This is a genomic window from Streptococcus infantis (assembly GCF_047463655.1).
Lineage (GTDB): Bacteria > Bacillota > Bacilli > Lactobacillales > Streptococcaceae > Streptococcus > Streptococcus infantis_Z.
The window spans coordinates 181742-207508 of the sequence record NZ_JASHDM010000002.1 but is presented as its reverse complement, the minus strand read 5'-3'; the positions used below and the strand labels follow the sequence as shown (position 1 = coordinate 207508).

36 protein-coding genes and 3 pseudogenes are annotated in these 25767 nt (G+C 35.9%); 34 read left to right on the top strand and 5 right to left on the bottom strand.

Features of this window, described 5'->3' with window-relative positions:
- The first annotated feature begins 118 nt into the window (after nucleotides 1-118).
- From QM877_RS03380 to QM877_RS03255, 26 genes and pseudogenes are all read left to right on the top strand, one after another.
- Nucleotides 119-526, top strand: a complete 408-nt coding sequence (locus QM877_RS03380) for a hypothetical protein (RefSeq protein ID WP_414317598.1) — start codon at nucleotides 119-121, stop codon at nucleotides 524-526.
- 25 nt (nucleotides 527-551) lie between these two features.
- Nucleotides 552-755 carry a hypothetical protein gene (locus QM877_RS03375; RefSeq protein WP_414317597.1) on the top strand — a complete coding sequence of 68 codons (204 nt, stop codon included), beginning with the start codon at nucleotides 552-554 and terminating at the stop codon, nucleotides 753-755.
- 173 nt (nucleotides 756-928) lie between these two features.
- Nucleotides 929-1474 (top strand): T6SS immunity protein Tdi1 domain-containing protein, encoded by a 546-nt coding sequence (locus QM877_RS03370; protein ID WP_414317596.1) that lies wholly within the window; start codon nucleotides 929-931, stop codon nucleotides 1472-1474.
- Between the two features lie 352 nt (nucleotides 1475-1826).
- Nucleotides 1827-2210: a hypothetical protein gene (locus QM877_RS03365; protein WP_414317595.1), complete on the top strand. Its 384-nt coding sequence runs from the start codon at nucleotides 1827-1829 to the stop codon at nucleotides 2208-2210.
- A gap of 352 nt (nucleotides 2211-2562) precedes the next feature.
- Nucleotides 2563-2991, top strand: a complete 429-nt coding sequence (locus QM877_RS03360; protein ID WP_414317594.1) for a hypothetical protein — start codon at nucleotides 2563-2565, stop codon at nucleotides 2989-2991.
- Nucleotides 2992-3189: 198 nt separating this feature from the next.
- On the top strand, nucleotides 3190-3801 hold the full coding sequence (locus QM877_RS03355) for a TipC family immunity protein (RefSeq protein WP_414317593.1): 612 nt from the start codon (nucleotides 3190-3192) through the stop codon (nucleotides 3799-3801).
- A 16-nt stretch (nucleotides 3802-3817) separates the two neighbouring features.
- Nucleotides 3818-3979, top strand: a complete 162-nt coding sequence (locus tag QM877_RS03350) for a TipC family immunity protein (RefSeq protein WP_414317592.1) — start codon at nucleotides 3818-3820, stop codon at nucleotides 3977-3979.
- 8 nt (nucleotides 3980-3987) lie between these two features.
- Nucleotides 3988-4395, top strand: a complete 408-nt coding sequence (locus tag QM877_RS03345) for a hypothetical protein (RefSeq protein WP_414317591.1) — start codon at nucleotides 3988-3990, stop codon at nucleotides 4393-4395.
- Between the two features lie 272 nt (nucleotides 4396-4667).
- Nucleotides 4668-4904 (top strand): annotated as a pseudogene (locus QM877_RS03340) (polymorphic toxin type 44 domain-containing protein); the annotation flags it as partial.
- Between the two features lies 1 nt (nucleotide 4905).
- On the top strand, nucleotides 4906-5376 hold the full coding sequence (locus tag QM877_RS03335; protein ID WP_414317590.1) for a hypothetical protein: 471 nt from the start codon (nucleotides 4906-4908) through the stop codon (nucleotides 5374-5376).
- Between the two features lie 172 nt (nucleotides 5377-5548).
- Entirely contained in the window at nucleotides 5549-5677 is a 129-nt protein-coding gene (locus QM877_RS03330) for a hypothetical protein (RefSeq protein ID WP_414317589.1), read from the top strand.
- Nucleotides 5678-6107: 430 nt separating this feature from the next.
- Nucleotides 6108-6806 (top strand): hypothetical protein, encoded by a 699-nt coding sequence (locus tag QM877_RS03325; protein WP_414317588.1) that lies wholly within the window; start codon nucleotides 6108-6110, stop codon nucleotides 6804-6806.
- Between the two features lie 277 nt (nucleotides 6807-7083).
- The gene (locus QM877_RS03320; protein WP_414317587.1) at nucleotides 7084-7557 is read left to right on the top strand and encodes a hypothetical protein; all 474 of its coding nucleotides are present in this window, start codon (nucleotides 7084-7086) and stop codon (nucleotides 7555-7557) included.
- A gap of 325 nt (nucleotides 7558-7882) precedes the next feature.
- The gene (locus QM877_RS03315) at nucleotides 7883-8002 is read left to right on the top strand and encodes an Imm70 family immunity protein (RefSeq protein ID WP_414317586.1); all 120 of its coding nucleotides are present in this window, start codon (nucleotides 7883-7885) and stop codon (nucleotides 8000-8002) included.
- A gap of 161 nt (nucleotides 8003-8163) precedes the next feature.
- On the top strand, nucleotides 8164-8640 hold the full coding sequence (locus QM877_RS03310) for a hypothetical protein (RefSeq protein WP_414317585.1): 477 nt from the start codon (nucleotides 8164-8166) through the stop codon (nucleotides 8638-8640).
- A 115-nt stretch (nucleotides 8641-8755) separates the two neighbouring features.
- Nucleotides 8756-9118 (top strand): hypothetical protein, encoded by a 363-nt coding sequence (locus QM877_RS03305; RefSeq protein WP_414317584.1) that lies wholly within the window; start codon nucleotides 8756-8758, stop codon nucleotides 9116-9118.
- Between the two features lie 169 nt (nucleotides 9119-9287).
- Nucleotides 9288-9608, top strand: coding sequence for a DUF6881 domain-containing protein (locus QM877_RS03300; RefSeq protein WP_414317583.1), 321 nt, complete (start codon nucleotides 9288-9290; stop codon nucleotides 9606-9608).
- A 41-nt stretch (nucleotides 9609-9649) separates the two neighbouring features.
- Nucleotides 9650-9994, top strand: a complete 345-nt coding sequence (locus QM877_RS03295) for a hypothetical protein (RefSeq protein ID WP_414317582.1) — start codon at nucleotides 9650-9652, stop codon at nucleotides 9992-9994.
- Nucleotides 9995-10100: 106 nt separating this feature from the next.
- Nucleotides 10101-10529: a hypothetical protein gene (locus QM877_RS03290; protein WP_414317581.1), complete on the top strand. Its 429-nt coding sequence runs from the start codon at nucleotides 10101-10103 to the stop codon at nucleotides 10527-10529.
- A 92-nt stretch (nucleotides 10530-10621) separates the two neighbouring features.
- Entirely contained in the window at nucleotides 10622-11008 is a 387-nt protein-coding gene (locus tag QM877_RS03285) for a hypothetical protein (protein ID WP_414317580.1), read from the top strand.
- Between the two features lie 356 nt (nucleotides 11009-11364).
- Entirely contained in the window at nucleotides 11365-11898 is a 534-nt protein-coding gene (locus QM877_RS03280; protein WP_414317579.1) for a T6SS immunity protein Tdi1 domain-containing protein, read from the top strand.
- A gap of 167 nt (nucleotides 11899-12065) precedes the next feature.
- Complete coding sequence (locus tag QM877_RS03275; protein WP_414317578.1) at nucleotides 12066-12605, top strand: T6SS immunity protein Tdi1 domain-containing protein; 540 nt, start codon at nucleotides 12066-12068, stop codon at nucleotides 12603-12605.
- A gap of 198 nt (nucleotides 12606-12803) precedes the next feature.
- The gene (locus tag QM877_RS03270; protein ID WP_414317577.1) at nucleotides 12804-13271 is read left to right on the top strand and encodes a hypothetical protein; all 468 of its coding nucleotides are present in this window, start codon (nucleotides 12804-12806) and stop codon (nucleotides 13269-13271) included.
- A 250-nt stretch (nucleotides 13272-13521) separates the two neighbouring features.
- Nucleotides 13522-13839 carry a hypothetical protein gene (locus QM877_RS03265; RefSeq protein ID WP_414317576.1) on the top strand — a complete coding sequence of 106 codons (318 nt, stop codon included), beginning with the start codon at nucleotides 13522-13524 and terminating at the stop codon, nucleotides 13837-13839.
- A gap of 111 nt (nucleotides 13840-13950) precedes the next feature.
- Nucleotides 13951-14211, top strand: a complete 261-nt coding sequence (locus QM877_RS03260) for a hypothetical protein (RefSeq protein ID WP_414317575.1) — start codon at nucleotides 13951-13953, stop codon at nucleotides 14209-14211.
- Nucleotides 14212-14273: 62 nt separating this feature from the next.
- Nucleotides 14274-14837, top strand: a complete 564-nt coding sequence (locus tag QM877_RS03255; RefSeq protein ID WP_414317574.1) for a hypothetical protein — start codon at nucleotides 14274-14276, stop codon at nucleotides 14835-14837.
- Between the two features lie 39 nt (nucleotides 14838-14876).
- On the opposite strand, the pseudogene QM877_RS03250 reads toward QM877_RS03255, so the two are convergent.
- Nucleotides 14877-15101 (bottom strand): annotated as a pseudogene (locus QM877_RS03250) (hypothetical protein); the annotation flags it as partial.
- A 143-nt stretch (nucleotides 15102-15244) separates the two neighbouring features.
- Between QM877_RS03250 and QM877_RS03245 the strand changes: the two are divergent.
- The 5 genes from QM877_RS03245 (at nucleotide 15245) to QM877_RS03225 (ending at nucleotide 20004) form a co-directional block, all read left to right on the top strand.
- On the top strand, nucleotides 15245-15757 hold the full coding sequence (locus QM877_RS03245) for a GNAT family N-acetyltransferase (RefSeq protein ID WP_414317573.1): 513 nt from the start codon (nucleotides 15245-15247) through the stop codon (nucleotides 15755-15757).
- Between the two features lie 690 nt (nucleotides 15758-16447).
- Nucleotides 16448-16897 carry a MarR family winged helix-turn-helix transcriptional regulator gene (locus QM877_RS03240; protein WP_414317572.1) on the top strand — a complete coding sequence of 150 codons (450 nt, stop codon included), beginning with the start codon at nucleotides 16448-16450 and terminating at the stop codon, nucleotides 16895-16897.
- A gap of 18 nt (nucleotides 16898-16915) precedes the next feature.
- Entirely contained in the window at nucleotides 16916-17770 is an 855-nt protein-coding gene (locus QM877_RS03235) for an SDR family oxidoreductase (RefSeq protein WP_281335693.1), read from the top strand.
- Nucleotides 17763-18491, top strand: a complete 729-nt coding sequence (locus tag QM877_RS03230; protein WP_281335692.1) for an ABC transporter ATP-binding protein — start codon at nucleotides 17763-17765, stop codon at nucleotides 18489-18491. The genes QM877_RS03235 and QM877_RS03230 overlap by 8 nt, the downstream gene beginning before the upstream one ends.
- Nucleotides 18484-20004, top strand: a complete 1521-nt coding sequence (locus QM877_RS03225) for an ABC transporter permease/substrate-binding protein (protein ID WP_414317571.1) — start codon at nucleotides 18484-18486, stop codon at nucleotides 20002-20004. The genes QM877_RS03230 and QM877_RS03225 overlap by 8 nt, the downstream gene beginning before the upstream one ends.
- Before the next feature lie 66 nt (nucleotides 20005-20070).
- On the opposite strand, the gene QM877_RS03220 is transcribed toward QM877_RS03225, so the two are convergent.
- Both QM877_RS03220 and QM877_RS03215 read right to left on the bottom strand, forming a co-directional pair.
- Nucleotides 20071-20433: a glucuronide permease gene (locus tag QM877_RS03220; RefSeq protein ID WP_414317570.1), complete on the bottom strand. Its 363-nt coding sequence runs from the start codon at nucleotides 20431-20433 to the stop codon at nucleotides 20071-20073.
- A gap of 32 nt (nucleotides 20434-20465) precedes the next feature.
- On the bottom strand, nucleotides 20466-21011 hold the full coding sequence (locus QM877_RS03215) for a TetR/AcrR family transcriptional regulator (RefSeq protein ID WP_414317569.1): 546 nt from the start codon (nucleotides 21009-21011) through the stop codon (nucleotides 20466-20468).
- A 281-nt stretch (nucleotides 21012-21292) separates the two neighbouring features.
- Here QM877_RS03215 and QM877_RS03210 point away from each other — a divergent pair, with 281 nt between their 5' ends.
- The 3 genes from QM877_RS03210 to QM877_RS03200 all read left to right on the top strand — a co-directional run bounded on the left by QM877_RS03210 (nucleotide 21293) and on the right by QM877_RS03200 (nucleotide 24385).
- Nucleotides 21293-22183 carry a cation diffusion facilitator family transporter gene (locus QM877_RS03210; RefSeq protein ID WP_414317568.1) on the top strand — a complete coding sequence of 297 codons (891 nt, stop codon included), beginning with the start codon at nucleotides 21293-21295 and terminating at the stop codon, nucleotides 22181-22183.
- 123 nt (nucleotides 22184-22306) lie between these two features.
- The gene (locus QM877_RS03205) at nucleotides 22307-23149 is read left to right on the top strand and encodes an aldo/keto reductase (protein ID WP_414317567.1); all 843 of its coding nucleotides are present in this window, start codon (nucleotides 22307-22309) and stop codon (nucleotides 23147-23149) included.
- A gap of 198 nt (nucleotides 23150-23347) precedes the next feature.
- On the top strand, nucleotides 23348-24385 hold the full coding sequence (locus QM877_RS03200) for a zinc-binding dehydrogenase (protein ID WP_414317566.1): 1038 nt from the start codon (nucleotides 23348-23350) through the stop codon (nucleotides 24383-24385).
- Between the two features lie 18 nt (nucleotides 24386-24403).
- Here QM877_RS03200 and QM877_RS03195 read toward each other — a convergent pair whose 3' ends face one another.
- A complete protein-coding gene (locus QM877_RS03195; protein ID WP_414317565.1) occupies nucleotides 24404-24529 on the bottom strand; it encodes a hypothetical protein in 126 nt (41 codons plus the stop codon).
- Between the two features lie 65 nt (nucleotides 24530-24594).
- Nucleotides 24595-25601 (bottom strand): annotated as a pseudogene (locus tag QM877_RS03190) (LacI family DNA-binding transcriptional regulator).
- Between the last annotated feature and the right edge of the window lie 166 nt (nucleotides 25602-25767).

Genomic DNA, 25767 nt, shown 5'->3' with positions numbered 1-25767 from the left:
GGTTGATGTGTTTATGACGAAGCTGACGGCAGGGGATTTACTAGTCACGAGGCCACGTAAGGATGTAACTCCTGTTCAACAACTAGCATTGCCTGGGTAGACTAGTAAGCCACTTACCTTGCCGGCACCAGATCCTGTGTTAGCTTTACCAGCGCCTAAAGTTACATCTAAATCGGATTTTTATGTATCGCCTGATGGCAGAATTTTGTCATCAACGGCCTATCGTTATATGGATTCTAAGTATGCTGAACAGACAATGAGGACTATGGAAGTCCCGAGAAGTTACATCGGTTTATCTAAATTTGATTTAGCTAGTAAGATGCAAGATGCTTATCAAATATCTCCTGCTTGGAGTAATGCGAAGCTTCGTGGAGAGTTTGATACACTTCAGATAATGGATAATGTGTATGTTCCTAAGGAAGCCGGAGATACAGGAAAAGTTTTGGAGCCAATCACATCTTATTATCCCGAATATGGGAAAGGAAGCTATCCACAATTGAAAACTAATTCGGTAATTGAATTTTAAAAAGTGGATCTTATAGGTGACTAATATGAATTATGATGATGTTAAAGAAAAATTATGTAATATTATTAAATACATTGATAATCCAGACATACGTTTACAAATGTTAGAGCAAGCAAAATCTGTTAATACTGTGAGAGGTGTGCTATATAGTTTAGACAAAGAAAAAAACGGAGATTTAACTCAAGAGGAGATTGATTTTTGTAAAGATTTATTTTTTTACTTCGGTTAAAAATAAAATTTTCTAGAGTTTGGGATAGATTCTACGATAATTTCGCTATAGTCTAAAAATTTTACAGCAATTACTATTAAAGATAATGTTGTGGATGAAATCGTTAGAACCACACCTTTTGAAGACTTAAATAAAATTTACTTAAATGTTAAATTACAATACTAGGAGAAAAAATGAACTTACAATTTACCAAATTTGCAGCTATGCCAGAAGAAGTCATTGAAAAGTATGCCTCAAAAGTTCCAGATGAATTAGTGGAATTGTGGCAACAATATGGACTGGGATTTTTACTTGATGGTTATCTAAAAATTATCAATCCAGAAGAATATATAGAATTTGTAGAAGCTACATATTTCAGAGGAACAAATGGAGTTCCATTATTTGTTACTTGTTTTGGGGATCTAATTATCTACACTCAGAACGGCTTTATTGATATCATTTATTATGCGAACAATGATTTTGATGTGATGACACAACGGATGGATCATTTTATCAAATTTTTAGATGATGATAGTTTTTTAGAAGATTTTTTTGATATTCCTTTCTATGAAGAAGCAGTTAAGGAGTATGGGAGCTTGGATTACAATCAATGCTTTGGCTTTTTTCCTCTTCTGGTACTGGGAGGAAAAAGGGATTTAGTCAATATTGACAAGGTTGGCATAAAAGAACATTTAGACCTCATTACCCAGATTACAGGCGGTGTGGGATTTGAGAACTAAGGAAAAATAATGATAAAGTGAAGCTGAGATAATGTGGTCGCAACTTCATTTTAAAGGTAACTTTTTCTGTAAAGAGCTTGGAGAATTATTGGATAAAGAGCCTAAATTATTAGGAATTCAGGGATTAACTACTATGGTAGGTATTGCAACTGAGATAGAGAGAGTTAAACATAACCCCTTCGTTGTTAGAAAAAACACAAGAACCTCTCAAGCGTTAACAGTTGCAGGAGTTCCTAGATCAGTGCTATGTACCTGATAATATCGCTAAACCATCGCATAATAAACTACTGTTGAGCAGCTGCTACGTAATAAACTAACTATTTCTACTGTAAGACCTAGAGGGGTACGAATAATGGAAAATAAAATGATATACACTCTTCCAATGTTTTCTTCACTTTTGTCTGAGTTACCTCAAATAACTTTTTCAGGTACAACTATTTATATCAATTTAAAGGGATATGACTGTGATGATATCTATTCAGAAGTTGAATTGATCTTTCAAGAAGTCCACTATTTTTCAAAGACGAACGCATTGTTTTCGGCAGACACAATTGAAGCTTATGATAAAGTTTTAGAAATATTTAATTCATCAATTATATTACAGTTAATGGAAGCCAACAGGAATCTTTTTGAAGAAATGAACAAGAATCAAGAATTAAAGCATTATGCTTTAATTCTTGATGGTTATGATGGATATAATATAGTTTGCAAGTCCATAGAAATCAAAGAGTTATAAGATTTTAAGGCAATAAACAATTAGCAAATTAGAATTATCAGATAAAGAACACTTGAAGAAATTGATTCAAGTGTTTTTACTGTTCAATAGGCACAAAGTCTCCCAATAATCATTCAAATAATGCGAGGCTTATCTTTATATCAGGCTCTGTGACATGCCAGACCAAGGATGGACAAGCTCTCGTATCCAGTCACGATAGCCTCTAAAGCACAAGAAAGACAAGTGCAGACAAGTTATATCAGCTAGTTGCCTATAAGGGTGAAGTGGGTGACGATACTGGACTTGACTGTTGACTTGTAAGATATTATGATAGTTAGGGAGCTACTTTCTTAACGGAGGAAAGTTTTTTAGTATGGACTACTATAAAGAATTAGATAGAGTATTATCTCAACCTTACTTAGGTGATGCTTTTTATGATGCAGATGTTGAATATGTTATGGATGTTTTGCTTCCGTCTTTAAAGCAAGGAGAGTGGTGCGATATTGGTGCTTGTCTTGAAGAAAAGAGTAGTTTGTATAAGTACAAATTGGCTTATTGTATAGAAGGATATGATACTTCAAATGCTTTTAATATTCTGATGAACTTAATACTTTGTCATGATAAAAATATACTTGAAGAAGTACTTCAATCTTTTACTTCATTTGACTATTCGAAATATAGGGAACAGCTAATCAAATTTCCACAAGTAATAAGTATTTTGAAGGATTTGTCTTCCTATAAGGAGAATCCGACAATAGGTAGATTAAGTACCAGTATTTGCGAGATATTTGGGATACAATAGTTTAGTTCCCGGTAAAACGATAGCTTTAGGCCCGAATAAACAATCCTATAGTAGTAGACGAACGGATGCAGAATCCATGGAATACTTGAAGAAAAACTATCCAGATTCTTATAATTTTATTCGAAGTTTAGAAGAGGGTCAGAATGATTTACAAGATTATATTGATTAACAAGAAAGAGGCAGATACATGAATAAAAAATGTTTTATACCTTATCTATAGGGGCGCTTTTAATCATGCTACTACCGCTCGCTTTCATTTTTTTAAAGTCACGATATAGTAATGTTTTTGAAGAAATTTATCATGACGAGTACCATCATACTGTAGGGCCCTGGTTATCTCCAACAGCTTCTACTTTAGAGTCTTTACCCAATATGGAAAAAAAACGTACAAGAGGCTTACTATACGGAGTAACCGAGGAAAACTACAAGGGAAATAGCTTACCTAAGAATATTGATGGCATTTTTTACACATTTAGTTATCCCGATAATGAGTTGGAAAATGGGAATGTTTTAATTGTCATAAATGTTGATTTGTCCAACTCAGATATTTTACAGGTTGAATACATGTATCAACATCAATCAAATCAACTAATTCAGAAAATAAGGATATATTCAGATGATTATAAGCAAGAGTATCCAGTCGAACAATACATCACTCAAAACAAACTAGATGTAAAAGTATACACTGAAATTGCAAATGATATTTTGAAAAATAAACTTATTTCAGATTGGCGTTCCGTCTATCCTAGTCAGTTTTCAGTTGAAAATTGGGGAAATGTAAAGATGATTAGCGAAAACGCAATAGATTAACAAAAAGTCTCACTTCATGCTCTATGATGTCGTTCTAGAACGCTGGTTTAAAAATGGTAGTCAACGATACTCAGTTGATAATCTTGGGGATGTAGAGATTGTACTACTCAGTTTTATTGTTAACAAAAGCAGTCCAGATGCCCGTATTCCATGGATAAGTATGAATGAATATTATTAAATAGAAATATGAATATTGAACAAAAACAAAAAGAATTAGACTTGACATATTATTGGGATGCACCTATTTACAATTTTTATGTGTCCTATTTTGGCGATGAAACTATTATTGAGTATGAGGATGATCGAAAAAAATATTGGCGCGTAACCTTCCTTTTATGTGGCAAAGTAGAGTATACAACAGATGCCTTATGGGAAAATTGGCGTGATTATGATGTGAAAAGTTTGAAAAAGGCCCAACTCGGTTATTCCGCACAAAATTTCACGTTGACTCCGCATGCTAAAGATAAAAATTTTGTTGAGTGCAGAATTGATCTAGGTATTATGGATCTAACAATTGTTTGCCGTGATATTCAGATAGAACATCTCGAGTTAAAGGATGCCCATTTCTTTTGGCAGGATAATGATGTTTTATAGATAAACTGTTCTAAGAATCAAAGAACGAGAAACTGGTTTGTATTACACAACTAAGCATTGCGAACAAATTATAAGGAAAAATCAGGAGAATGTATACAGAAAAATAACAAAATAGAGAAACGATATTTAATGTTCAAATTTTCTGGTTATTTTTATCTACATATTGATGGAAAACAGTACAGAGTGAAAAAGATGCTGTACAGATATTAGCGGAAGATTTTAACATTGAGGTTCTCTGAGATGGTAATTAGTGTGGAGGCGTCAAGAATGATTATGCGGGTAATTATTTATACGGTTATGTTGGAAAAGGATATTTACAATCTACGGACGCCTATTTGAAATCGGCTGCTGGACTAGCGCAGGTATGGTCTGATCTAAATAATAAAGAAGTAGGAGCGTGGTTAATCATTAAAGATATCCCAAACAGATCATACCTTGATAATCCTGGAGATTCTGACATGCTCCAAGATGGAATCAATAATTATAAGGCTAGAAAGAGAAACAAATAGGATGAAGAAAAAATACATTGTATTATTGATATTAATAACAATAGTCGTGATTTTTAAGGAACTAACAAGGGAATATCATATTTTATTGCCAAACTCTGAAAAAGATATAGTAATTAAAGGGAATTCAATAAGCTTAGATTCTTATAAGGATATTCAATTAACTCGTCTAAGTACAGATGGTAAGGTAAAGTTATCATACGGGAGGAGTTGGTCTGACTATGATAATAGTATACATTATAATATTGAGAAAAGTCAGGTTGAACACTGGGCATACGATTCGGAAACAGACACAACAAAAATCGTTGTGTTAGAGAATCCTCATAATGGCATTGGTGTCGATCACGAAGGTATTATTATGGATACATCTCAAGCTTGTCTTTTTACGTTTAACTCCAAAATTGATTTTAATATTAAAGCGAAAAATTTATCAAATAAATTAATAGTTTTTAAAATGGAAGTGGAGTATAACTAATAGAGTCTGGAATCAAGTAAAAAGTCAAACTTAGAAACATGTCTGTGATCCCAAAACAACTGGTGCTTCCGATAAGGGCGTAAACAAAACCCTATCTACAGCTGACTTTAGAAAGTATGAAGATGCGGCAAGACATGAACTTAGACCGAATCAGAAAGAGCGAATTGATAAAATGACATTGGAGGAGTATCTAAAGGCTCCCCCAATGACTCCTGAGGAAAATACCTATGCATCGAATGTAAAATTTGCGAAGTTTAACCAAGAAAATAAGGCTAAGATTCCAACTTTAGCAGCTGAATGAATAGGATGGAATAATGGAGAACGTTTAGTTACTGGGAAAGATCCTTTAACGGATGGAGATACAAATCGTTGGACAGCAGGTGTAGAGTTATACTCAATGAAAATCAAAGAGCAAACTAGGAAGCGACCTGAAGGCTGTACTTGAGTACGGCAAGGCGAAGCTGACGTGGTTTGAATTTGATTTTCGAAGAGTATTAGCTGTTGATATTGCAAGTAAACTAAGGCTAGCAAATTAAGGAAACTTGAAAAAGCACTTGAAGATTTTAATTCATTACTTTTAGAAAATATAAAGGAAATTAATACTGACTTTGGTAAAGGGTATGTGGGTATTTTAAGTGATGGGACTGATGTTGTTGTTAGGCGTGGAAGTACAAGTGAACGAGGAGCTACACTGGAATTTCAAATAAGGCAATCAAAAGGAGGAGTTTCATATGAAATTAGATATGGAGAGTAAATCTATGGAAGTTAAAACTTTATTTTCTTTTTCTAAAGGAGCGGAATTAATGCTTGAATCTGGTATTATTTCAGATAATGAGGATACTATAGTTTTTATAAAATCTAAAAATAATCATACTTTCATTAATTTTGGATATGTAGATTATTGTTATGTATATAATAAACATCACTTCTTCGGTCACAATTTAGAAAATCTTGAAGCAGGGCTTTATGAATTAGAAAGTAATCATCAAGTACAAGAAATACAACGTTACCTATTGATTAGTGATTGCTTTATAATAGATATTGTAACTGATTTTTCCCCGCAAATTGATACATCACCTACTGCTTATGATATTGAACATACAAAATATTTATCGTCAGATAAGATCGTTTCTGATAATTGGGAGAAATTATCTATTCCGAAAGATAATTATTTTTCAGGCTTAAGGATGAACAATAAAGGAGAATTATTAATGTTATTAATTGGGGATAACTACTCACTTGGAATTGAAATACGGGATTTTGTAAGAATCCAATTTTGTGAGGAAGGGAGAGATATATATGACGCTTTCGTTGATATGGATCAATTGATGAAATCTAATGAGAATCTGTATGTTTATAGAACTGCTGATAAAAAAATCTATACTATAGAATGGATGTTGAACTATAATTTTAGAGTTGGATATTTATAATATGTCTGCTATATGATGAAGAAAAAAACTTCAAATTATAGTTATAATGACTGTGTGACTGTTCCCTTAATTGGCAATGTAAGAAAAGATAGCGGTAGTTCTCACTACAATGATTAACGACTAAATCATTAAAAGATGCATGTTTGACAGATTCTCAAGTTGGTGAGGTTATGTCTGCTGCTAGAGCTGAACAAGATTATTAGAGATGGAATCATTTTCTAGAAATAATTTACCAGGTAGAATGCTGTTACCTAAAAAGAAATGAGGTTTTTTCTAAATGAAAGAAAAATATATGGATATGAAGTATATTCTTGAGTGTTTTAGAGAGGGTAATATGGAAATTCCCTTTGAGATAGAAATATTAGATAGGACTGAAGGATTGCAACATATAGAATCTAGTGAATGGGAAGAGCTTGTTTGGGAATTTCGAAGCGAATTTTTACTTAAGAACAAAGGTCAGGTTAGATCTGGAATAGGAAAAATCTGGAATGAAAATGCAGCCTACTTTCGTAAATCTATTGAACCTACATTAAAAGAATACCTACAGAGAAATTTTTTGCCACAGACATGCATAGATTCGATTTTATTTGATGTAAGTACTCTTAGAAACTATAAATTATTGCAAGATGATTTCGGGATAGAGTCTGCATTTCATGATGATTTGCTTTTAATTTATGAGGGAGGCTACATTCCAGTTGGTTACCAAGGCAATTATCCAGAGGGGCACTTTAAGGTAATGAAAATTGTTTAGTCTAACATGAATAGGTTCCATTGAACTTATAAATTATTTTACACTTAATACAGAGGAGCACTCAGATCTTGTTTCTATATGAAATTGTTCTGCAAACTGACATAGTCACTTGTCTCAAAAGGTCAATCAATACGACTGCACCAATCTTTCGAAATGCTTCATGGTTCACACCATGAGGTGTTTTTTGATGAATTTTAGAAAAGCCCATACAAGTTTACTTGAAAGAATGCTATAATAGCTTAGAATAAGAGATTTTCTGTTGAAATAAATTGATGAGGGATTACGATGTCACTTGCCTTAAAGGTTGGCTTAATCTATTAGACAATTGGATTTTGAATTCTTTTTTTTAACGGTCTTTATCCGTCTTGAACATTCAAATTGGGGTAGTCCTTATCCAATCCTTATGACTGAATTGTATCAAGTGAGATTTTCAGTATATTATTGAAAGAATTGTCTATTCGAACTACAGAGTATTCGTATAGAGTTTAGCAAATTATCGTCTTATGATAATGTTTGTGGCTTTGAACCTGTAAGTTCTGTGGAAAAAGTGTTGAGATTTCTACTTGGTAGGCTTCCTTGTTTGCACAGAATAAAATTATGAGATGGATGTTTGAAATAGAAAAATTTAAAGTAAAAGATTTTACACAAAATCAGCAGAGGTGGGAAATGAGAGTAGTTTTATTGCCAATTTATTATAAGGATGAGAATAGAATAGAAACGTGTCAGATTTTTATTCGAGATAGCGAAGAATTATGTATTCTTGATGTTGATAGAGATTCGGGTTTTAAACGCTATGAAGCCGACTCTTTCTTTGAGGCGCTTACGAATTATCGTCTGGATTTGGAAAAGGAAGGCGGGATTCTCCAATGCAATGGAGCTGACAAGTGTGTATTTCCTTCTCCGATGCAGATGAATTTTGGTGGAGAAAAAGCCTATTTCTTGGAAATGGGAAAACAAGCTAGTTTAAACAATGTTTATGAGATTTTTGACCAAGATAAACCAAACTTAAACTGTGTCAGTGTCGCAGAACAGAAACAATTTTATGATGATTGGTTTACTAGTCTAGTAGGTGGGAGCCATTAAACATGCAGTTTAAAAGTAGCTATCGGAACAAGTCTTAGTAACCTGTGTGCCAGGCCATGCGATAGATGAAAGAATAGTAGATAGACATTATCAAAGAAGGTTTGGAGAATGCGAGATGAAAATAAGTGGGAATATGTCAAAATATAATAAAAAAATTTCTTTTTTTGAGATTCTTTCCCAAATACCATCTAATCGTGAAGATTGGTATATCTTTGAATGTGATGCTGTAGGAAAAGCTCCCAATAATCTGACTATGTCAGAATTTGAAGATCTAGTCTTAAATTCAAAATATGGCTATCAAATGAGTTGGGACGAGCTTTTAAAATTTTCAAAGGAAATAGAGGATATAAATAATTTAATAGTTGTTTCCTCTACAAGTCCTGTTGAATTTGAAACGATAGAAAAAGGTGCAGAAGCTTTGCAAGTAAGAGTAGAAATATACGATAGTACTACTTGGGAAATTAAATTTTATGGATGATCTTGTACAGTTGACTGTTACTATTACCACATAGAGATGGTAGTTTTCTTAGTGGATAATGTCATCACTGAGTAGATTGAACGAAAGACTTGCCTAGCTTATGATATGGGCGGTATCTAAAGAAAGAAGATTTTGGCTGGATAGCTAGCTAGGGAATTAGGGGGATTGGATGTTGTATTATAAAACAATTTGGAATCATACGAATGACTATGATCCGATTATAATGTACTCAGAAATAGACGCAGAACGATTTGAAACAAAACGATTAGATATATTTCCTGATGGACATGTAGCTTACTTTGATAATCGGACACCCTTGGAGTTGGGAGAAGCTCCATACCCAAGTGATTTTGATGCAATAAATGCTACAGGAGAGTTTGATGTGTCTGAAATATCAGCGATAGATTTTGAAAATATTCTAAAAATGTATGACACGGAAGCTTTAATCGAGGATTATTGTATCAAATTAGCTAGATGGGCAGAAAGGTAACCAGTATTTGCCATTTTTCAATAGTTAGAGGAGGAACATTCATGTCAAATATTACATTTAATCATTCTTTTTTTTCCTATCCACAATCATTAAAGGATTTAGTTTCCGATGGTAGGGTTGATTTTGGTGTATGGTACTTGATGAATGACGATGAAACAGTGAGAAGATTTCAAGGTCTTCAAACAAGATATCCTGAGCGAACATTATATCCATTTGCAAGGAGAGGTGATAATGATGATATCGCCTGTTTTGAAGATGTTGATAGTACTCTAGTGCATATCATCCATGACTTTGCTGATTCAGGATGGGAACAAAGGGAAGTTCTACCTGATATTGATGCATGGTTAGAATACATTGAGGAGTGTAATCTTCAAGATGGATGGTGACTTGGTGTTAGGCTGAACCTTGGTAGAGCTTAGTGCTATTGATGAAAATAGTCATCTATAAATATCTGAGGGATTTATTTGGGGATAAATAGGAAGGAGAAAAATCTTGTTGCTGTTTGATTTATCTACCAAGCAAAAAGAGCTTGAAGAACTAGATTATTGGGAAATGGGGATACTAGATTTAAAGATATCCTATTTTGGAGATGAGATTTCTTTGTGCATAGAAGATTATCATAACAAAGAAAAATACTGGGAAATTAAGTTTTTAGTGTGCGCAAAAGTAGAGTATAGCAATGATGCTTTAGACATCCAGTGGAGAAAAGATCAACACGTTAAAGATATGACTAGAGGAGAATTACATCACCATGGTCAAGAAATTTCGTTGCAAGTGTATGAGAACAATCCTGATTTTGTGGAGTGTATGGTTGATATAGGATTGCTGCAAATGACAATTATTTGTCGGGATATTCAGATAGAACATCTTGAGTTAAAGGATGCTCAGTTCTTTTGGCAGGATAATGAAATTTTAAAATGATTAAAGTGTAGCTAAACTGTTATAATAACTGATCGAAGCACTAGAAAAAACGTGTAATTTATTACCGAGTCTTGATAAATAGGAATGAAATGATGTTAAGTGTTGAATTGAGAATAGCAGTAGCAGACGTAACCATGATAGATAGCTTATTGAACTTATTAGATGTTAGTCAGCAGATTATTACTTCTCACTTTTATTATAAGAACCAGGAACTAAATTATTCAAGTGCTATAAAGTGGGAGCAGTATTTTTCGAGTCCAGCTACTGGATATTTGCATGTGGGGCAAATATTTGTAGGAAGAGTTGTTGAAGATGCGATGATTATTATTTCAGGAAATAGCGATATCGTCGATTTTATCATTGAATTTCGCGTGGAATATCTGACAGATGAGGATATAAATAGTATTAAAAAATTTATCCTAAAATCTAATCGAACTATTTCAGAAAAAGACATTGAAGTTATCTGTGAAGAGTATTGAACTCTAATAGGCTATTATAAGATTGGCGAACGTAATACTTTGCTAGGAATCAAGAGAGATGAGCTCGCTGGGGAGCTGACTGGAGGTGCTGAATCTGGTTTAACAATTTGGAATTTAAAGATGGCTAAACTGATGAACAAAGAGCACAGGCAGTGCAAAAAATCCAAGCTTTGACTGAAGCAGTTATAGTTAAAATACAGGTGAATCGTAAATCTATATTGTTTGAACTAGTGATTTATGATATAGTTAAAATATCAATCCGTTGGATAGAAGTGTGAATAGGAATTTATGTTCCAAAAATATCCAGATGGAACGGTATTTGAGAAGTTTACAATTGAAGATTAGGAGAAAAAGACATGTTTAATTCATTTTTAGAATTTTTTGGCTCAGAGAATAAAGGCTACGTAAAGCGTTCAGAAGATATTTATCTTGATTTTATTATGAACTATTCTAAGGAAAGTTTTGGTAGTGGGTTATTTAGGGTTGTTGATTCTAATAATTTAGAATACTTTAAAGGACTAGTACAGTCATGCTTTTCTGAATTATCAGATGATATACGAGTTATAGGTTTTGATTGGTTAGGCAGGATATTTGTTAGTTCTGATACTAGTGATTCAAAAATATATATGTGTGATGCAGGAAGTCATGAGATTTTAGAGATTCCACTAGGTATTAATGAGTTTTTGAATAATGAAATTCCAGAATATCCTGATGAGCTATTTGCTTTAGATTTTTACAAAGAGTATATTTCTCAAGGAGGAATCACTCCTTCCTATGATCAATGCATTGGTTATAAAGTACCTTTATTTTTAGGTGGTTTGGATGACCTTTCAAATATTGAACAAATTGATTTTGATGTATTTTGGACGCTCATGACTCAATTATGGTAATTTAGATTCAATCATACAGTACAATACCCTGAAGTATATCGACTTGAAGAAATCTTTCGTAAACTTATAATAAAACTAGCTACTATAATTAAAACTAGCTACTATAATCGCGAAAACCTTACTTATAGTGAGTTATATAAACTTTAAAAGGAATACTAGGAGAAAAAATGAACTTACAATTTACTAAATTTGCAGCTATGCCAGAAGAAGTCATTGAAAAGTACGCCTCAAAAGTTCCAGATGAATTAGTGGAATTGTGGAAACAATATGGACTGGGCTTTTTACTTGATGGTTATCTAAAAATTATCAATCCAGAAGAATATGTAGAATTTGTGCAAAAGACCTATTTTAGAGGTGATTTATCTATTCCTGTTTTTATAACTGCATTTGGGGATATTATCACTCTGGAGGAAAGAGACTATCTGAGAATTGTAGAATACAAGGAGGAAAATTTCACCACTATTTTAGAAGATATGTACTATTTTCTAGAAGATTTAGAGGATGAAGAGTTGTTAAAGGATTATTTTGATATTCCTTTATATGAAGAAGCGGTTAAGGAGTATGGGAGCTTGGATTACAATCAATGCTTTGGTTTTGTTCCTCTTCTGGTACTTGGAGGAAAAAGGGATCTAACCAATATTGACAAGGTTGGCATAAAAGAACACTTAGAACTCATTACCCAGATTACAGGCGGAGTGGGATTTTAGGAGTTGGAATCAAGGATAGTAATCTAGGGGAACTAAACCTACGAGCGCTGGTGATGATTCAAAAGATAATACTTGGTCAAGGGATGATCGCTGGCTACTTCAGATGCTCATACTGGATGAAGTACTAGAAATTTTAAGTTAGTGCTTGATATGGCTACAAAACCAATTGCCCATTTTAACTTTAGAAGGCGATTATATATGTTTAAAATTACAAAAGAATATGATATGAACTATAGACGATTAGTTTATAGACCAGAAGAATATAGTTTTGATTCCATACCTCTAAAAAATTCTGATTACTACATATTATTTGACACACTCCAACTTGGATTTGATTCAGAAAACAATGCGTGCGTACAAATTTTTGGATTTTTTCCTCAGATAGTACAAGCAGAAGAAAGAGATGTGCTCATTCCTAACTCGAATAAAGGGAGTATTATTCTATTATTGGATGAATGCCAGTTAGATTTAGGGGATAGTATTCGATTCGTACAATCAGATAGTTGGGTAAGTTATTATTCACCAAGCAAAGGATATACTTATTTTGGTAAGGAAAAATTATCAGATTCAGTAGAGTATGTTGAGTTTTATCCAGATTGTATTGCAGCGTTAAATGAGAAGGGCGATATAGAAGCTTTTTGGCTAAAGGTGAATTTTGAAGAGTAGTATAATGGCTATTTTAGAATATCTAATGATAAACGATAGCAATTCGTACCTCATTTCATTTATCCAGTAAGTATATCTGATTAGATAGGGACTCAGTTTTGAAATCAATACCTTGTTTGAATCCTCAAAGGAGATTGTTAGTAGTTGAGCAATAGTGACTTGGTGCTAGGATGAACCTTGTAGTTGAGTCAATTTAAAACAAGGTTATCTGCAAGTGAAGGCAGAATTCCTTTGACTGGAGGTAAATAAAATGACTTTTGAAGATTTAAGAGAACTCTTACTCTCGATAGCTGAAGAAGATGCTATTATTTCGACTTTATTTTCGTTTTTTATTAAAAATAAAGGATATTCAACTCAGATATTGGAAGAGATTATTTTTTATGGAGTGACAATAGGTTGGTTTGAAATAGTTAGTGTCGAAAATAATGATATTCTCTATACAGATATCGAGTGGAGAATTGATAATGTCTTCCAAGAAATCGTTTTTTGCGATAATGATTTTGGTGTAAAGACTTTATTTACACAGGAAGGTGAAATTCCAGAATTATTTAAGAAATTTATCTTATGACAGGAACAATCTTCATTTGTCAAAGAGAGAATTTTGATAACTTGAATCTTCAGCCTATGCGATAAGCAAGTTCAACATACCCATAATAAAAGTAGAAAGACTAGATCAAGCATGACAGATAAGCAAGCACTATTTTTCCAAGAACTAAAAATCATCCAGGAGCAAGCTGTAAATATGAATATCCATCAGAGTGATTTAACTAAAGAAGAACTGCTTTTTAATGTTAGTTATGATACTTTGGTTTTGATGATGGAATTGTTGGATGGCTATCGTAATATGAATTTAGAGTTATCTGATAAAGAGAGTAAGGAAGTTTTAAATAAGAATATACAATTACATGATGGGGTTACTGATTTTTTGAAGTCATTTTAATTTAGCTAAGATGTGACATGTGATCTAATCTCCATAAATAGGGAGTGCATAGGAGGAGAAAAATGGTTGGAGATCTTTTGAAAATCGATAGGATTAAGACGCTATTGCTCGAGAATGGGATTTCTTTGGAACCAGGTCTAAGTGATGAAGAAATACAAAAAGTCGAGATGATATATGGAATTGAATTTCCTGAGCAGTGGTTGGCAGTCTACCAACAATTATTGCCTATTTCAGAAGGTTTTTATAACTGGAGAGATTTCTCAGCTGAAAATATAGAATATATAAAACGGAACCTAGCTGCTCCCTATGATGGAATTTTGAACAGTTTGGATGAGCTGGTGTGGGATGCCTCTTGGGGGAACGAGCCGACTATACTGTTGGACAGAAATGTACAAATCAGGAAAATGTTAGAATCAGCACCTCGATTAATCCCCTTATATGGGCATCGTTTTCTCCCTAGTTATGAGAATCAGGAGATGCCGATTTTATCAGTAGTGGATTTAGATATTATTTATTACGGCAAAGACCTATACGATTATTTTGAGATTGAATTTGGAAATAGAAAACTTTCTCTGGCTTTAAAAGAATATAAGCAAGTACCCTTCTGGACGAGTGACTTTTATTAAATGTTTTTACAAAGATAACTGGTCGCACCCTTGAAAACTTCATCTTACTTTGAAATATGCTAAACCACGATTGGAATTTCTAGATGTCAAGTTAAAGTTTGAGCGGTGACTAAATGGTAGGATAAGCGATGCATTTGTTCTGCCAGGAGCATTGACATAAATTCGAGTTGTACTTGAATCGCTGCGTGTTAGTGCCTCCGAAATAGCTTCCATAGGCGTTCCAGCTTGTTTAGCAAGATGTTGGAATTTATGAGGACCTTGATGGATATTATTTTTCTTCATAGTATGTTGTGTTATAATGTAGATACGATATGAAAAAATTAAGATATCTCTTTAAATTTTGTAAATGTCACTTTGTGTGAACATGAGTAAATTTGAGTTTAGAGAATGATAGGAAATGGTTTAGAATGATAAGTTTAGAGTTGATGTCTGAAGAAAATAGCATAGATGTTTATTCTTTTGAAAAAGAAAATCGGGAGTATTTTGAGCGAAGTTTGCCTCCTAGACCAGCTCACTATTTTGACTTAGAAGGTTTTAAAGAAATTACAAGGGAATTGTTAAGGGAACAAGAGAATCATGATGTCTATATGCATCTTATTAGAGATGCACAAGGTACTATGGTCGGAAGAATCAATTTAAGTGTCTTAGAGGATGATCGAAAAACAGCAGAACTTGGATATAGGATCGGAGAAAATGTTACCAATTTAGGTTATGCAAGTGAAGCGGTTAAACTCGTTTTAGGAAAGGCCTTTACTACTTATGGTTTACATAAGATTATCGCAGGGACGGCAACGGACAATCTGGTTTCCCAGAGAGTGCTGTTAAAAAACGGTTTCACCTTTAGTAAAATCATAGAAAATGACTTTCAAATGAATAACGAGTGGATTCATACGGCAGTATTTGAGATAATGAACCTATAGCATCGTCATTACCAGTCGTTTGCCAAAACTCAACATTCCCAGTAGACATTCGTCTGCTTTTTTATGGAAAATAGAAGGATATTTGTACAGTTGATTGAAATAAGATGTGAACAAAGAGATTAGGAGAGTCAAATTAATTTCTAAAAATGTTTTAGAATCTATATTGTACTACTCTAAGTTCAATCCACTATAGTATTCTTTGTTCTTGTTTTTAGTTTTCTATCGTCATGATTTCAAGCCAATTTGTATCTATAATATCTCTTTATTAGCTTTGTTTCTTGTCAAACTCTTTAATCCTCATCTTAAGACGAATATTCTATCTGCCAGTTTTGCTACGGGGGTTAATATTCTATTAAATGCTTTAATTTTCTTTTATCTTTATTTTTTTAATTAAGGAATCTTAGTTTTAGTCTTTTCTTACTCTTTTGTTTACTGTATTTTATAAAAATTTTTATCATTCCTTTATGCTTGGTTTCTAGCCAAAATTCTAAGTATGATCCTTATCTAGTCCATAGTAGTTTCTTTAGGAGGAATGCTTCAGATGTAATTCATGTTTAATTTTATAAAAATGATGACTTTCTACTTTTTGGTAGGAAGTTTTTTATTATTTCTATATCGAAATAGTTGACAGATGTAATTTAGGGTGTTACAATAATTAAAAAGTTCGATATAGAACAAAAAGGAGACAAAATGGACAAGATGTTAGGAGGCTACCAAGCTCTACAGATTCGCTTGTTGAATGGGCGAATCTTTCAAAAACTCTTGAGCAAGGAACCAGATGCTCAATACAGAAGTGAACAAGGGAAAATTCTAACGATTTTGTGGAAGCAAGAGTTGGGGTGCGCTACTGCGACAGATATCGCTCTTGCGACGGGTCTAGCCAATAATACATTGACCAGTATGGTTAAGAAATTGGAAGAACAAGGCTTGGTCACGATTCAACCTTGCACACAAGATAAAAGGAAAAAATATATCTCTTTGACAGACCTCGGTTGGGCGCAAAAAGAAATTGGAGACCGTGTTAGTAAAGAATTGGGTGAAATTTTCTACCAAAGCTTTTCGGATCAAGAAATCCAAGAATTTGAAGCTTATCAAGAGCGTATTATCTCAAATCTAAAAGCTAAAGAAAATGACATCTAGGGAAAGGAAGTAACAGTTATGATCGGAATTACAGGTGTAACAGGGAACTTAGGCTCCTATGTGGCTGATCTTGTTGATAAAAAAGGAATCGCTTCTGTCCATCTAGCAAGAAGCCCAGAGCGTGCAAAAGTTTATGCGTCTGCGGAAATCCGTAGATTGTCCTATACCAATACTCCAGAGGTGGTTGAAGCCTTGAAGGGGATCGATACTTTGTTGATGGTTTCTGCTAGGGAAAATCCAGAGCGTGTCAAGGAGCACAAGGACTTTTTAGATGCTGCAAAGCTAGCAGGAGTAGAGCATATCGTTTATACCTCCTTTTATGGGGCAGATGAGAAGGCAACTTTCACCTTGTCTCGAGATCATGCCCAGACGGAAGCCTATATCAAGGAGTTAGGGTTCACCTATACTTTTCTAAGAGATAATTTTTACTTGGATTTCTTTATTGATATGGCACTCGAAAATGGTGAGGTACGTGGTCCGGCTGGCAGCGGCCTTGTGTCAGCTGTTGCCCGTAAGGATACATCTAGGGTTGCAGCAGAAATTCTTTTTAATCCTAAGGAGTGGGCAAATCAAAGCTTGAATCTGACAGGGCCAGAGAATCTTTCTATGAAAAAAATCGTAGAGCTTCTCTCAAAAGAGACCGGTAAGGCCATCATGTATGTAGATGAATCAGTCGAAGAAGCCTATGAGTCACGGAAAAAATGGCCAGCACAAACTTGGGAGTACGATGCCTGGGTTAGTACCTATACAGCGATTAAAGCTGGCGAACAAGCTGGGGTTTCAACAGATATCGAAAAAGTTCTAGGGCATCCGGCAAGTAGCCTATTGGATATTCTTAGAGATAGAAAACTTATTGAGGAAAAACATGATTGAATACAAACATGTAGCATTGCGCTACACGGATAAAAACATTTTAAAAGATGTCAATCTCCGCATTGAAAATGGAGAATTCATGGTGCTAGTGGGTCCTTCAGGATCTGGAAAGACCACCATGATCAAGATGGTGAACCGTCTCTTGGAGCCGACTGATGGCAATATCTATATGGATGGAAAACGGATCAAGGACTATGATGAACGGGAGTTACGTCTCAGTACCGGCTATGTCCTTCAAGCTATTGCCCTATTTCCTAACTTGACAGTTGCGGAAAATATTGCTCTCATTCCTGAGATGAAGGGCTGGAGTAAGGAACAAATCACCTCTAAAACCGAAGAACTCTTGAACAAGGTTGGTCTCCCTGCTGCAGAGTATGCCCATCGTTTACCAAGCGAGTTATCAGGTGGGGAGCAACAACGGATTGGGATTGTACGAGCCATCATTGGGGAACCAAAAATTTTATTGATGGACGAACCTTTTTCAGCCTTGGATGCTATCTCTCGCAAGCAGTTGCAAGCTCTCACTAAAGAATTGCACAAAGAATTCGGGATGACGACCATCTTCGTTACCCATGATACGGACGAGGCTTTAAAATTGGGCGATCGGATTGCAGTTTTGCAGGATGGAGAAATTCGCCAGGTCGCAGAACCTGAAACAATTTTACAAGCGCCTGCGACAGACTTTGTAGCAAACTTGTTTGGAGGTAGCCTTCATGTCTAATTTGATTTCAACCTTTCAAGAGCGTTTTGGGGAATGGTTAACCGCTCTTGGGCAACACTTACAATTATCGCTTTTGACCTTATTGGTTGCTATTTTTCTGACCATTCCACTGGCGGTTTATCTAAATAGCCACAAAAAAGTGGCGAACTGGGTGCTACAAGTTGCGGGTATCTTCCAGACCATTCCCTCAATGGCTTTGCTGGGTCTCTTTATTCCTTTCATGGGAATTGGAACCTTACCAGCCCTCACAGCCCTTGTCATTTACGCTATTTTCCCGATTTTGGAAAATACAATCACAGCCTTGAACGGCATTGATCCTAGTCTTGAGGAGGCAGGGATTGCTTTTGGGATGACCAAGTGGGAGCGACTTAAGAAGTTTGAAATTCCACTGGCCATGCCCGTCATTGTATCGGGGGTTCGTACAGCAACCGTTATGATCATTGGGACAGCGACTTTAGCCGCTCTTGTTGGAGCTGGAGGATTGGGATCTTTTATCCTTTTGGGAATTGATCGTCGGAATACCAGTCTCATTTTAATCGGGGCTATCTCATCGGCTATCTTGGCCATTCTTTTCAATATCATTCTCAAATGGTTGGAAAAGGCAAAGTTGCGTACAATTGTTGCGGCCTTTGCTGTCATGTTCCTTGGTTTGGGAGCTAGTTATGCTCCAAGCATTATTCCACATAATGAGAAAGACAATCTCGTCATTGCTGGGAAGTTAGGACCTGAACCTGAGATTCTCATGAATATGTATAAACTTCTCATCGAGGAAAATACTGATATGACGGTGACGGTCAAGCCTAACTTTGGGAAGACAGATTTCCTTTATCAAGCGCTGAAAAAAGGGGACATTGATATCTATCCAGAATTTTCTGGAACAGTGACAGAGAGTCTCCTCCAACCATCGCCACAAATTGGGCATGACCCGGAAAAGGTTTACGAGGTGGCTCGTGACGGCATTGCCAAACAGGATCAACTAGCCTTTCTTAAACCCATGGCTTATCAAAACACTTATGCTATAGCAGTTCCTAAAAAAATTGCGCAAGAATATGGGCTTAAGACGATTTCAGACTTGAAAAAAGTAGAAGGACAGCTCAAGGCGGGATTCACTCTAGAGTTTAATGACCGTGAGGATGGAAACAAGGGCTTGCAGTCTGTTTATGAATTGAATCTCAATGTGGCAACCATGGAGCCAGCTCTTCGCTACCAAGCCATCCAGTCAGGGGACATTCAAATTACAGATGCTTACTCAACAGATGCTGAAATTGCTCGCTATGATTTAGTGGTTTTGGAGGATGATAAACAACTCTTCCCGCCATATCAAGGTGCACCACTCATGAAAGCTGAATTACTCAAAAAACATCCTGAGTTGGAAGCAGTTCTCAATAAACTAGCTGGTAAAATCACCGAGAGCCAGATGAGTCAGTTCAACTATCAGGTTGGTGTGGAAGGCAAGTCGGCAGAAACAGTAGCGCGTGAATTTCTCCTTCAAGAAGGAATACTTCAAAAATAAATATAGAAATTACTTTATACTAACAAAAACCCCATCTTGCTTTTTAGATAAGATGGGGTTTTTGTATTAGAATAAAAGTAGTATAAGTGTCAATACTATAGCAAATGTAATTCTGATGATATGGTGAGACTTTTTAAAGGTTCCTTTCTGTTTGTCATTCCAATAGGCTCCGAAGCAAATCAAACCACAGCCAATCAGCCAAATAGATAGTGCGACAATCGGCAAAAAGAAGTAGCAGAAGATAGATAAGGTAGCAAAGAAGTAGAGGAAGATAGATAAGGTAGCAAGGATACTTCCGATAAGGAGAAGCTGATTTCCTAGGGGATTCCTGCCTTTTCTTAATTCTGAAAGGCTAGCCAATAAATGATGAAGAGGAAAAGCAAGAAGTAAGAAGGCTAAAAAAATAGCAAGAATAATAACGAAGTTCATAAGATTTCCTCTCTAGCTAGAATAATGATGATTTATTTTTGTTTGTTTGTCATTTCCATGACATCTAAGTAAAATCTCACTACTTGGTCTTCCTTATAAGATTTTCCTTTTTTTAACCACCAAGTCAGTGTTTCAATAAAATTGCTGACAACAAAATGTTTGAGGTAGGAGGCTGGAATCTTAGGATAGGAAACTTGCAAGTTCTCTGCAACCATGGGATAAACATGGTGTTCCAATTCTTTTTGCAATTGACGAAGGAAGTAGTCATTTTTTGAAAAAAGAAGGCTGGTGACATGGTCTTGATTTTTCTTAAAATGTGAAAAGATATGAGCCAAATAACCCTCTGTAGTTATATTTTCCTCGCGTTCAAAAAGATGATGAAAGAGATAGCGACAGAGCTCGTCTAGGAGTAATTCCTTACTTTCATAATGACTGTAGAAGGTTGAACGTCCAACGTTGGCTAGGTCGATGATCTCTTGGACCGTGATGGATTCATAATCTTTTTGATTTAGTAATTGTAAAAAAGCAGTATAGATAGCTTTCCGAGTCTTGGTAATACGACGATCTTGAGTACTCATATAGACAATTTGAATCAATTGTTCAGTAACTTACAATCCGAACAGTTTGCTCCTATCCTTTCTTTTTATTTTATTGGATAATAACAATGAAGAGAAGAGATAATAGTCTCATTTCTCAGAATATTTATAGAAATATATGTTTGACGCAGTAGCTGATTGGGATCTTCTTTCGCTATTTAGCTCGAAGAGCATCTAGTCAGCCTTGCAGGGGTGGGACTAGGAAAATTTTTTTATAAAATTTATTCTATCCTACTCCCATTATAGCAAAGGAAGGTGGAAAAATGAGTTCAAAACGTGCTATTTGGCTGGCTTTTTTCTTAAATTTGAGTTACGCCATTGTTGAGTTTATTGCAGGCGGAGTATTTGGTTCTAGTGCTGTTCTTGCGGACTCTGTCCATGACTTAGGAGATGCTATTGCAATTGGGCTATCAGCCTTTCTTGAAACAATTTCCAATCGTGAAGAGGATAGTCATTACACCTTGGGTTACAAACGATTTAGCCTTCTAGGAGCTTTGATAACGGCTGTGATTCTCATGACAGGATCTGCTCTAGTCATTTTGGAAAATATAAGGAAACTATTTCATCCACAACCTATCAATGATGAAGGAATCCTCTGGCTTGGAATTATTGCGGTTGGTATAAATGTGCTAGCGAGTTTAGTGGTTCGTAAAGGAAAAACAAAGAATGAGTCTATCCTTAGCCTGCATTTTCTGGAAGATACCCTGGGTTGGATAGCAGTAATCCTGATGGCAATTATTCTACGATTTACGGATTGGTATATCTTAGATCCTCTCTTATCACTTGTCATTTCCTTCTTTATCTTGTCAAAAGCCATTCCTCGTTTTTGGTCTGCACTTAAGATATTTCTCGATGCGGTTCCTGAAGGGCTTGATAGTGAAAAGCTAGAGCAGGATTTATTATCACTAGAAAATGTCAAGAGTATCAATCAACTGAGTATTTGGTCCATGGATGGTCTAGAAAATAATGCAATTGTTCATCTATGCTTAGAGGATTTGACACGAATGGAAGAATGCAAAGAAGCTATTCGCAGTCAATTAAGACAAAGTGGAGTTCACAATATTACTATTGAAGTGGATACTAGTCCAATGAATCATAATCAACACAAACGCTGCCTTGAAGATATTGGGGGCATAAAAGGTCACGAACACTAGAGAAGTTTTGGAAAGGTTGATACTGTTTTTTTCTCCTATATATGCTATTTTTCATTTGCTAGTATACAAATCTTTAAATTGAGTGTAAACTAGAATCATCAAAAGAAACAAGGAGACCATGAAATGTTTTACAAAACCTTAAACAACAATATCAAAATGCCACAACTTGGATTTGGAGTATTTCAGACTCCAGTAGATGAAACAAAGCGAGCAGTTCTTGAGGCTATCGAGGTTGGTTATCGTTCCTTTGATACTGCTCAAATTTATGGGAATGAAGCAGGTGTGGGAGAGGCTGTCCAAGAGTCAGGTATTCCACGTGAAGAATTCTTTATCACGACCAAGGTTTGGATTTCGAATGCTGGTTATGAAAAGGCCAAAGCATCTATCGAAGAATCCTTGAAAAAACTACAAACAGATTATATTGATCTTTTGCTGGTTCACCAACCTTTCGGTGATTATTATGGGACTTATAGAGCTATGGAAGAAGCGTACAAGGATGGGAAGGTTCGTGCCATCGGGGTATCTAACTTTTCGCCTAATAGATTCATTGATCTTCAACATTTTGTGGAAATTAAACCGGCTGTTAATCAGATAGAAACACATGTTTTCTATCAACAAAAAGAAGCCAAAAAGTATTTGGAAAAATACAATTGCCAGATTGAATCTTGGGGGCCTTTTGCGGAAGGAAAAAATGACTTCTTTAATACTCCTTTGTTGAAGGAAATTGGAGAAAAGTATGGCAAATCAGTAGCGCAAGTAGCTCTACGTTTCTTACTTCAAAGTGACGTGGTTGTTATTCCTAAGTCTGTTCGTAAAGAACGGATGCAAGAGAACTTTGATATTCTTGACTTTGAGTTAACAGAAGATGAAATGAAGAACATAGAAGGATTGGACCAAGGACGTACACTCTTTCATGATCACCAAGAACCAGAAACAGCTGAAAGATTTATCTCATTTTTAGGCTAAGTAAAGGAGACCAGCTGATGAAAACCAACTAGTCTGATTATTATAGTAGCAGGTAAAATCTTCTAGCCTTTCATAAGAAGCTTGAGTTCTTAGGAGTCATTTTTGTTTGGTGGAAACTTTTACTATCATCTTGCATGTTATTTGACTCGTAAAAGTGTATACTAAAGGTAAGTAAGCAATAGAAAGTAGGTTGTTCTTATGAAGAAAACAGTCTATACAAAAGCAGGGCAAGTTGGTCTTGTCGAAGTGGAGCGTCCGCAAATTGAGGCGCCGGATGATGTCGTTCTCCGGATTGTCCGTACCTGTGTTTGTGGATCAGACCTCTGGAGCTACCGTAATCCAGACATTGAAAAGGGGCATCAAAATAGCGGTCACGAAGCTATTGGAATCGTCGAAGAAATCGGAGATGCTATTACAACGGTCAAACCAGGAGATTTTGTCATTGCGCCTTTCACCCATGGCTGTGGCGAGTGTGACGCCTGTCGCGCTGGCTATGATGGGACATGTGATCGCCATATTGGGACCAACTGGTCTGATGGAGTGCAGGCAGAATACATGCGTTTTGAATATGCAAACTGGGCACTCGTAAAAATCCCTGGACAGCCATCCGATTATACTGAAGCCATGCTCAAATCCTTCTTGACTTTGGCAGATGTTATGCCGACGGGCTACCATGCTGCGCGTGTGGCTCATGTTAAACCAGGTGACAAAGTGGTAGTTATCGGGGATGGGGCTGTTGGCCAATGTGCTGTCATTGCAGCTAAGATGCGTGGAGCATCGCAAATCGTCCTCATGAGTCGCCACGAAGACCGTCAACAGATGGCTTTGGAGTCAGGTGCGACAGCAGTCGTAGCTGAACGTGGTGAAGAAGGCATTGCCAAGGTGCGAGAAATTCTTGGTGGTGGAGCAGATGCAGCTCTCGAATGTGTCGGTACAGAAGCAGCCGTCAACCAAGCTCTCGGTGTACTCCATAATGGAGGACGCATGGGATTTGTCGGTGTGCCTCACTACAATAACCGTGCGCTTGGTTCGACCTTTGCTCAAAATATCTCAGTGGCAGGTGGAGCAGCATCAGTGACTACTTATGATAAACAAGTTTTATTAAAAGCAGTTCTTGACGGTGATATCAATCCGGGTCGTGTCTTTACTGATAGCTATACTCTGGACGAGATTGATCAAGCCTATAAAGACATGGATGAACGCAAGACTATCAAGTCTATGATTGTGATGGATTAATACTCTTCGAAAATCTCTTCAAACCACGTCAGCTTCACCTTGCCGTAGATATAGGTAACTGACATCGTCAGTCTTATCTACAACCTTAAAGCAGTGCTTTGAGCAACCTGCGGCTAGCTTCTTAGTTTGCTCTTTGATTTTCATTGAGTATAAAAAGAAAATCCTAATAGAGTACTGAAATCTCTATTAGGATTTTTTATGTTTAACTATTATCCTTCATGCGAAGTACTTTCTCTTAAAGTCAGTTTGGTTCCTAGCATGGTGAGGCTTGGGATTTTACGGCCGTGAAGGACTTCTCTGTTCAGAATATCCATTCCTGTTCGTCCCATTTCTTCGGTGTAGACGGTAATACTAGAAAGTGGAGGAAACACTTGCTTGGTTAGAATGGTATCATTAAAGGAAATAATGCTGACGCGCTCGGGAATGCTGATGCTGGCTTCTTGAAGGGCGCGAAGGGCACCAATGGCCAAGCTATCACTGGCAGCAAAAAAGGCCTGTGGAAGTTTATCGCCTAATTTTTCAATAGCTTCTTTCATCAAATCATATCCAGATTGGGCAGTAAATGAGCCTTGGAAAATGAATTCTTCGTTATAAATTCCTTTTTCTTGCGTATAGGATATAAAGTAATCTAAACGCTTATCTGCGATGACTTCTTCATGGTCAGTAGTAGTTTCAAGACCGGATAGGATACCAATCTTTTTACGATCATGATCTGTAAAGTAATCAACAACCTGTCTAACAGCATTATTAAAATCTGTAATGACACAGGTATGACCAAGAGCAATCGTATCACTGTCTAAAAATACTAGGGGTTTGTGATATTCTTCAAATGATGCAATCTGTGCTTGCTAAATTTTCCAATACAAAGAATCCCAATCACTTCTTCGCTAAGCGTAAAAGGCTGGTCATTAAAATATCGCAAGATGTCGTAATCTAATTCTTGGGCTCTATTTTCAATTCCTAGGCGAATCTGGTAGTAGTAGAGATCTTCTAACTCTCCCTGTTCACTGACCCACTGGATGATAGCGATTTTCTCTTTGAGTTTATGTGATTCACCTGTTTTGAGATGTTTGGTATAGCCTAGTTCTTCGGCAACGGTTAAAATACGATGTCTGGTTTCTTCTGTCACAGATAGACTCTGATCGCGATTGAGAACGCGGGATACAGTTGCGATCGAGACAGAGGCTAGCTGAGCGATATCTTTGAGTGTAGCCATAATTCCCCTCCTTTTTAGGTTATTATAGCATATTTTTGTTTCTTTTTACCTATAGTTTAGTAAAATATAGGTAAAAATGTTGACCAAAGCAAAACCCTTGGGTACAATAGAAGAAAACGATTACAGGTTAAGTTTTTTTACCTAACAATTGTCAAAGGAGAATTCA

Coding starts and splice junctions, on each gene's coding strand:
- QM877_RS03285 (WP_414317580.1), top strand. CDS start 10,622: ATGTTAAGTGTTGAATTGAGAATAGCAGTAGCAGACGTAACCATGATA.
- QM877_RS03220 (WP_414317570.1), bottom strand. CDS start 20,433: ATGAACTTCGTTATTATTCTTGCTATTTTTTTAGCCTTCTTACTTCTT.
- QM877_RS03275 (WP_414317578.1), top strand. CDS start 12,066: ATGAACTTACAATTTACTAAATTTGCAGCTATGCCAGAAGAAGTCATT.
- QM877_RS03305 (WP_414317584.1), top strand. CDS start 8,756: ATGAAAATAAGTGGGAATATGTCAAAATATAATAAAAAAATTTCTTTT.
- QM877_RS03295 (WP_414317582.1), top strand. CDS start 9,650: ATGTCAAATATTACATTTAATCATTCTTTTTTTTCCTATCCACAATCA.
- QM877_RS03200 (WP_414317566.1), top strand. CDS start 23,348: ATGAAGAAAACAGTCTATACAAAAGCAGGGCAAGTTGGTCTTGTCGAA.
- QM877_RS03280 (WP_414317579.1), top strand. CDS start 11,365: ATGTTTAATTCATTTTTAGAATTTTTTGGCTCAGAGAATAAAGGCTAC.
- QM877_RS03345 (WP_414317591.1), top strand. CDS start 3,988: ATGAATATTGAACAAAAACAAAAAGAATTAGACTTGACATATTATTGG.
- QM877_RS03365 (WP_414317595.1), top strand. CDS start 1,827: ATGGAAAATAAAATGATATACACTCTTCCAATGTTTTCTTCACTTTTG.
- QM877_RS03310 (WP_414317585.1), top strand. CDS start 8,164: ATGTTTGAAATAGAAAAATTTAAAGTAAAAGATTTTACACAAAATCAG.
- QM877_RS03370 (WP_414317596.1), top strand. CDS start 929: ATGAACTTACAATTTACCAAATTTGCAGCTATGCCAGAAGAAGTCATT.
- QM877_RS03375 (WP_414317597.1), top strand. CDS start 552: ATGAATTATGATGATGTTAAAGAAAAATTATGTAATATTATTAAATAC.
- QM877_RS03195 (WP_414317565.1), bottom strand. CDS start 24,529: ATGAAAATCAAAGAGCAAACTAAGAAGCTAGCCGCAGGTTGCTCAAAG.
- QM877_RS03255 (WP_414317574.1), top strand. CDS start 14,274: ATGGTTGGAGATCTTTTGAAAATCGATAGGATTAAGACGCTATTGCTC.
- QM877_RS03270 (WP_414317577.1), top strand. CDS start 12,804: ATGTTTAAAATTACAAAAGAATATGATATGAACTATAGACGATTAGTT.
- QM877_RS03265 (WP_414317576.1), top strand. CDS start 13,522: ATGACTTTTGAAGATTTAAGAGAACTCTTACTCTCGATAGCTGAAGAA.
- QM877_RS03205 (WP_414317567.1), top strand. CDS start 22,307: ATGTTTTACAAAACCTTAAACAACAATATCAAAATGCCACAACTTGGA.
- QM877_RS03300 (WP_414317583.1), top strand. CDS start 9,288: ATGTTGTATTATAAAACAATTTGGAATCATACGAATGACTATGATCCG.
- QM877_RS03215 (WP_414317569.1), bottom strand. CDS start 21,011: ATGAGTACTCAAGATCGTCGTATTACCAAGACTCGGAAAGCTATCTAT.
- QM877_RS03360 (WP_414317594.1), top strand. CDS start 2,563: ATGGACTACTATAAAGAATTAGATAGAGTATTATCTCAACCTTACTTA.
- QM877_RS03240 (WP_414317572.1), top strand. CDS start 16,448: ATGGACAAGATGTTAGGAGGCTACCAAGCTCTACAGATTCGCTTGTTG.
- QM877_RS03245 (WP_414317573.1), top strand. CDS start 15,245: ATGATAAGTTTAGAGTTGATGTCTGAAGAAAATAGCATAGATGTTTAT.
- QM877_RS03235 (WP_281335693.1), top strand. CDS start 16,916: ATGATCGGAATTACAGGTGTAACAGGGAACTTAGGCTCCTATGTGGCT.
- QM877_RS03225 (WP_414317571.1), top strand. CDS start 18,484: ATGTCTAATTTGATTTCAACCTTTCAAGAGCGTTTTGGGGAATGGTTA.
- QM877_RS03355 (WP_414317593.1), top strand. CDS start 3,190: ATGTTTTATACCTTATCTATAGGGGCGCTTTTAATCATGCTACTACCG.
- QM877_RS03260 (WP_414317575.1), top strand. CDS start 13,951: ATGACAGATAAGCAAGCACTATTTTTCCAAGAACTAAAAATCATCCAG.
- QM877_RS03330 (WP_414317589.1), top strand. CDS start 5,549: ATGACATTGGAGGAGTATCTAAAGGCTCCCCCAATGACTCCTGAGGAA.
- QM877_RS03230 (WP_281335692.1), top strand. CDS start 17,763: ATGATTGAATACAAACATGTAGCATTGCGCTACACGGATAAAAACATT.
- QM877_RS03325 (WP_414317588.1), top strand. CDS start 6,108: ATGAAATTAGATATGGAGAGTAAATCTATGGAAGTTAAAACTTTATTT.
- QM877_RS03350 (WP_414317592.1), top strand. CDS start 3,818: ATGCTCTATGATGTCGTTCTAGAACGCTGGTTTAAAAATGGTAGTCAA.
- QM877_RS03320 (WP_414317587.1), top strand. CDS start 7,084: ATGAAAGAAAAATATATGGATATGAAGTATATTCTTGAGTGTTTTAGA.
- QM877_RS03335 (WP_414317590.1), top strand. CDS start 4,906: ATGAAGAAAAAATACATTGTATTATTGATATTAATAACAATAGTCGTG.
- QM877_RS03210 (WP_414317568.1), top strand. CDS start 21,293: ATGAGTTCAAAACGTGCTATTTGGCTGGCTTTTTTCTTAAATTTGAGT.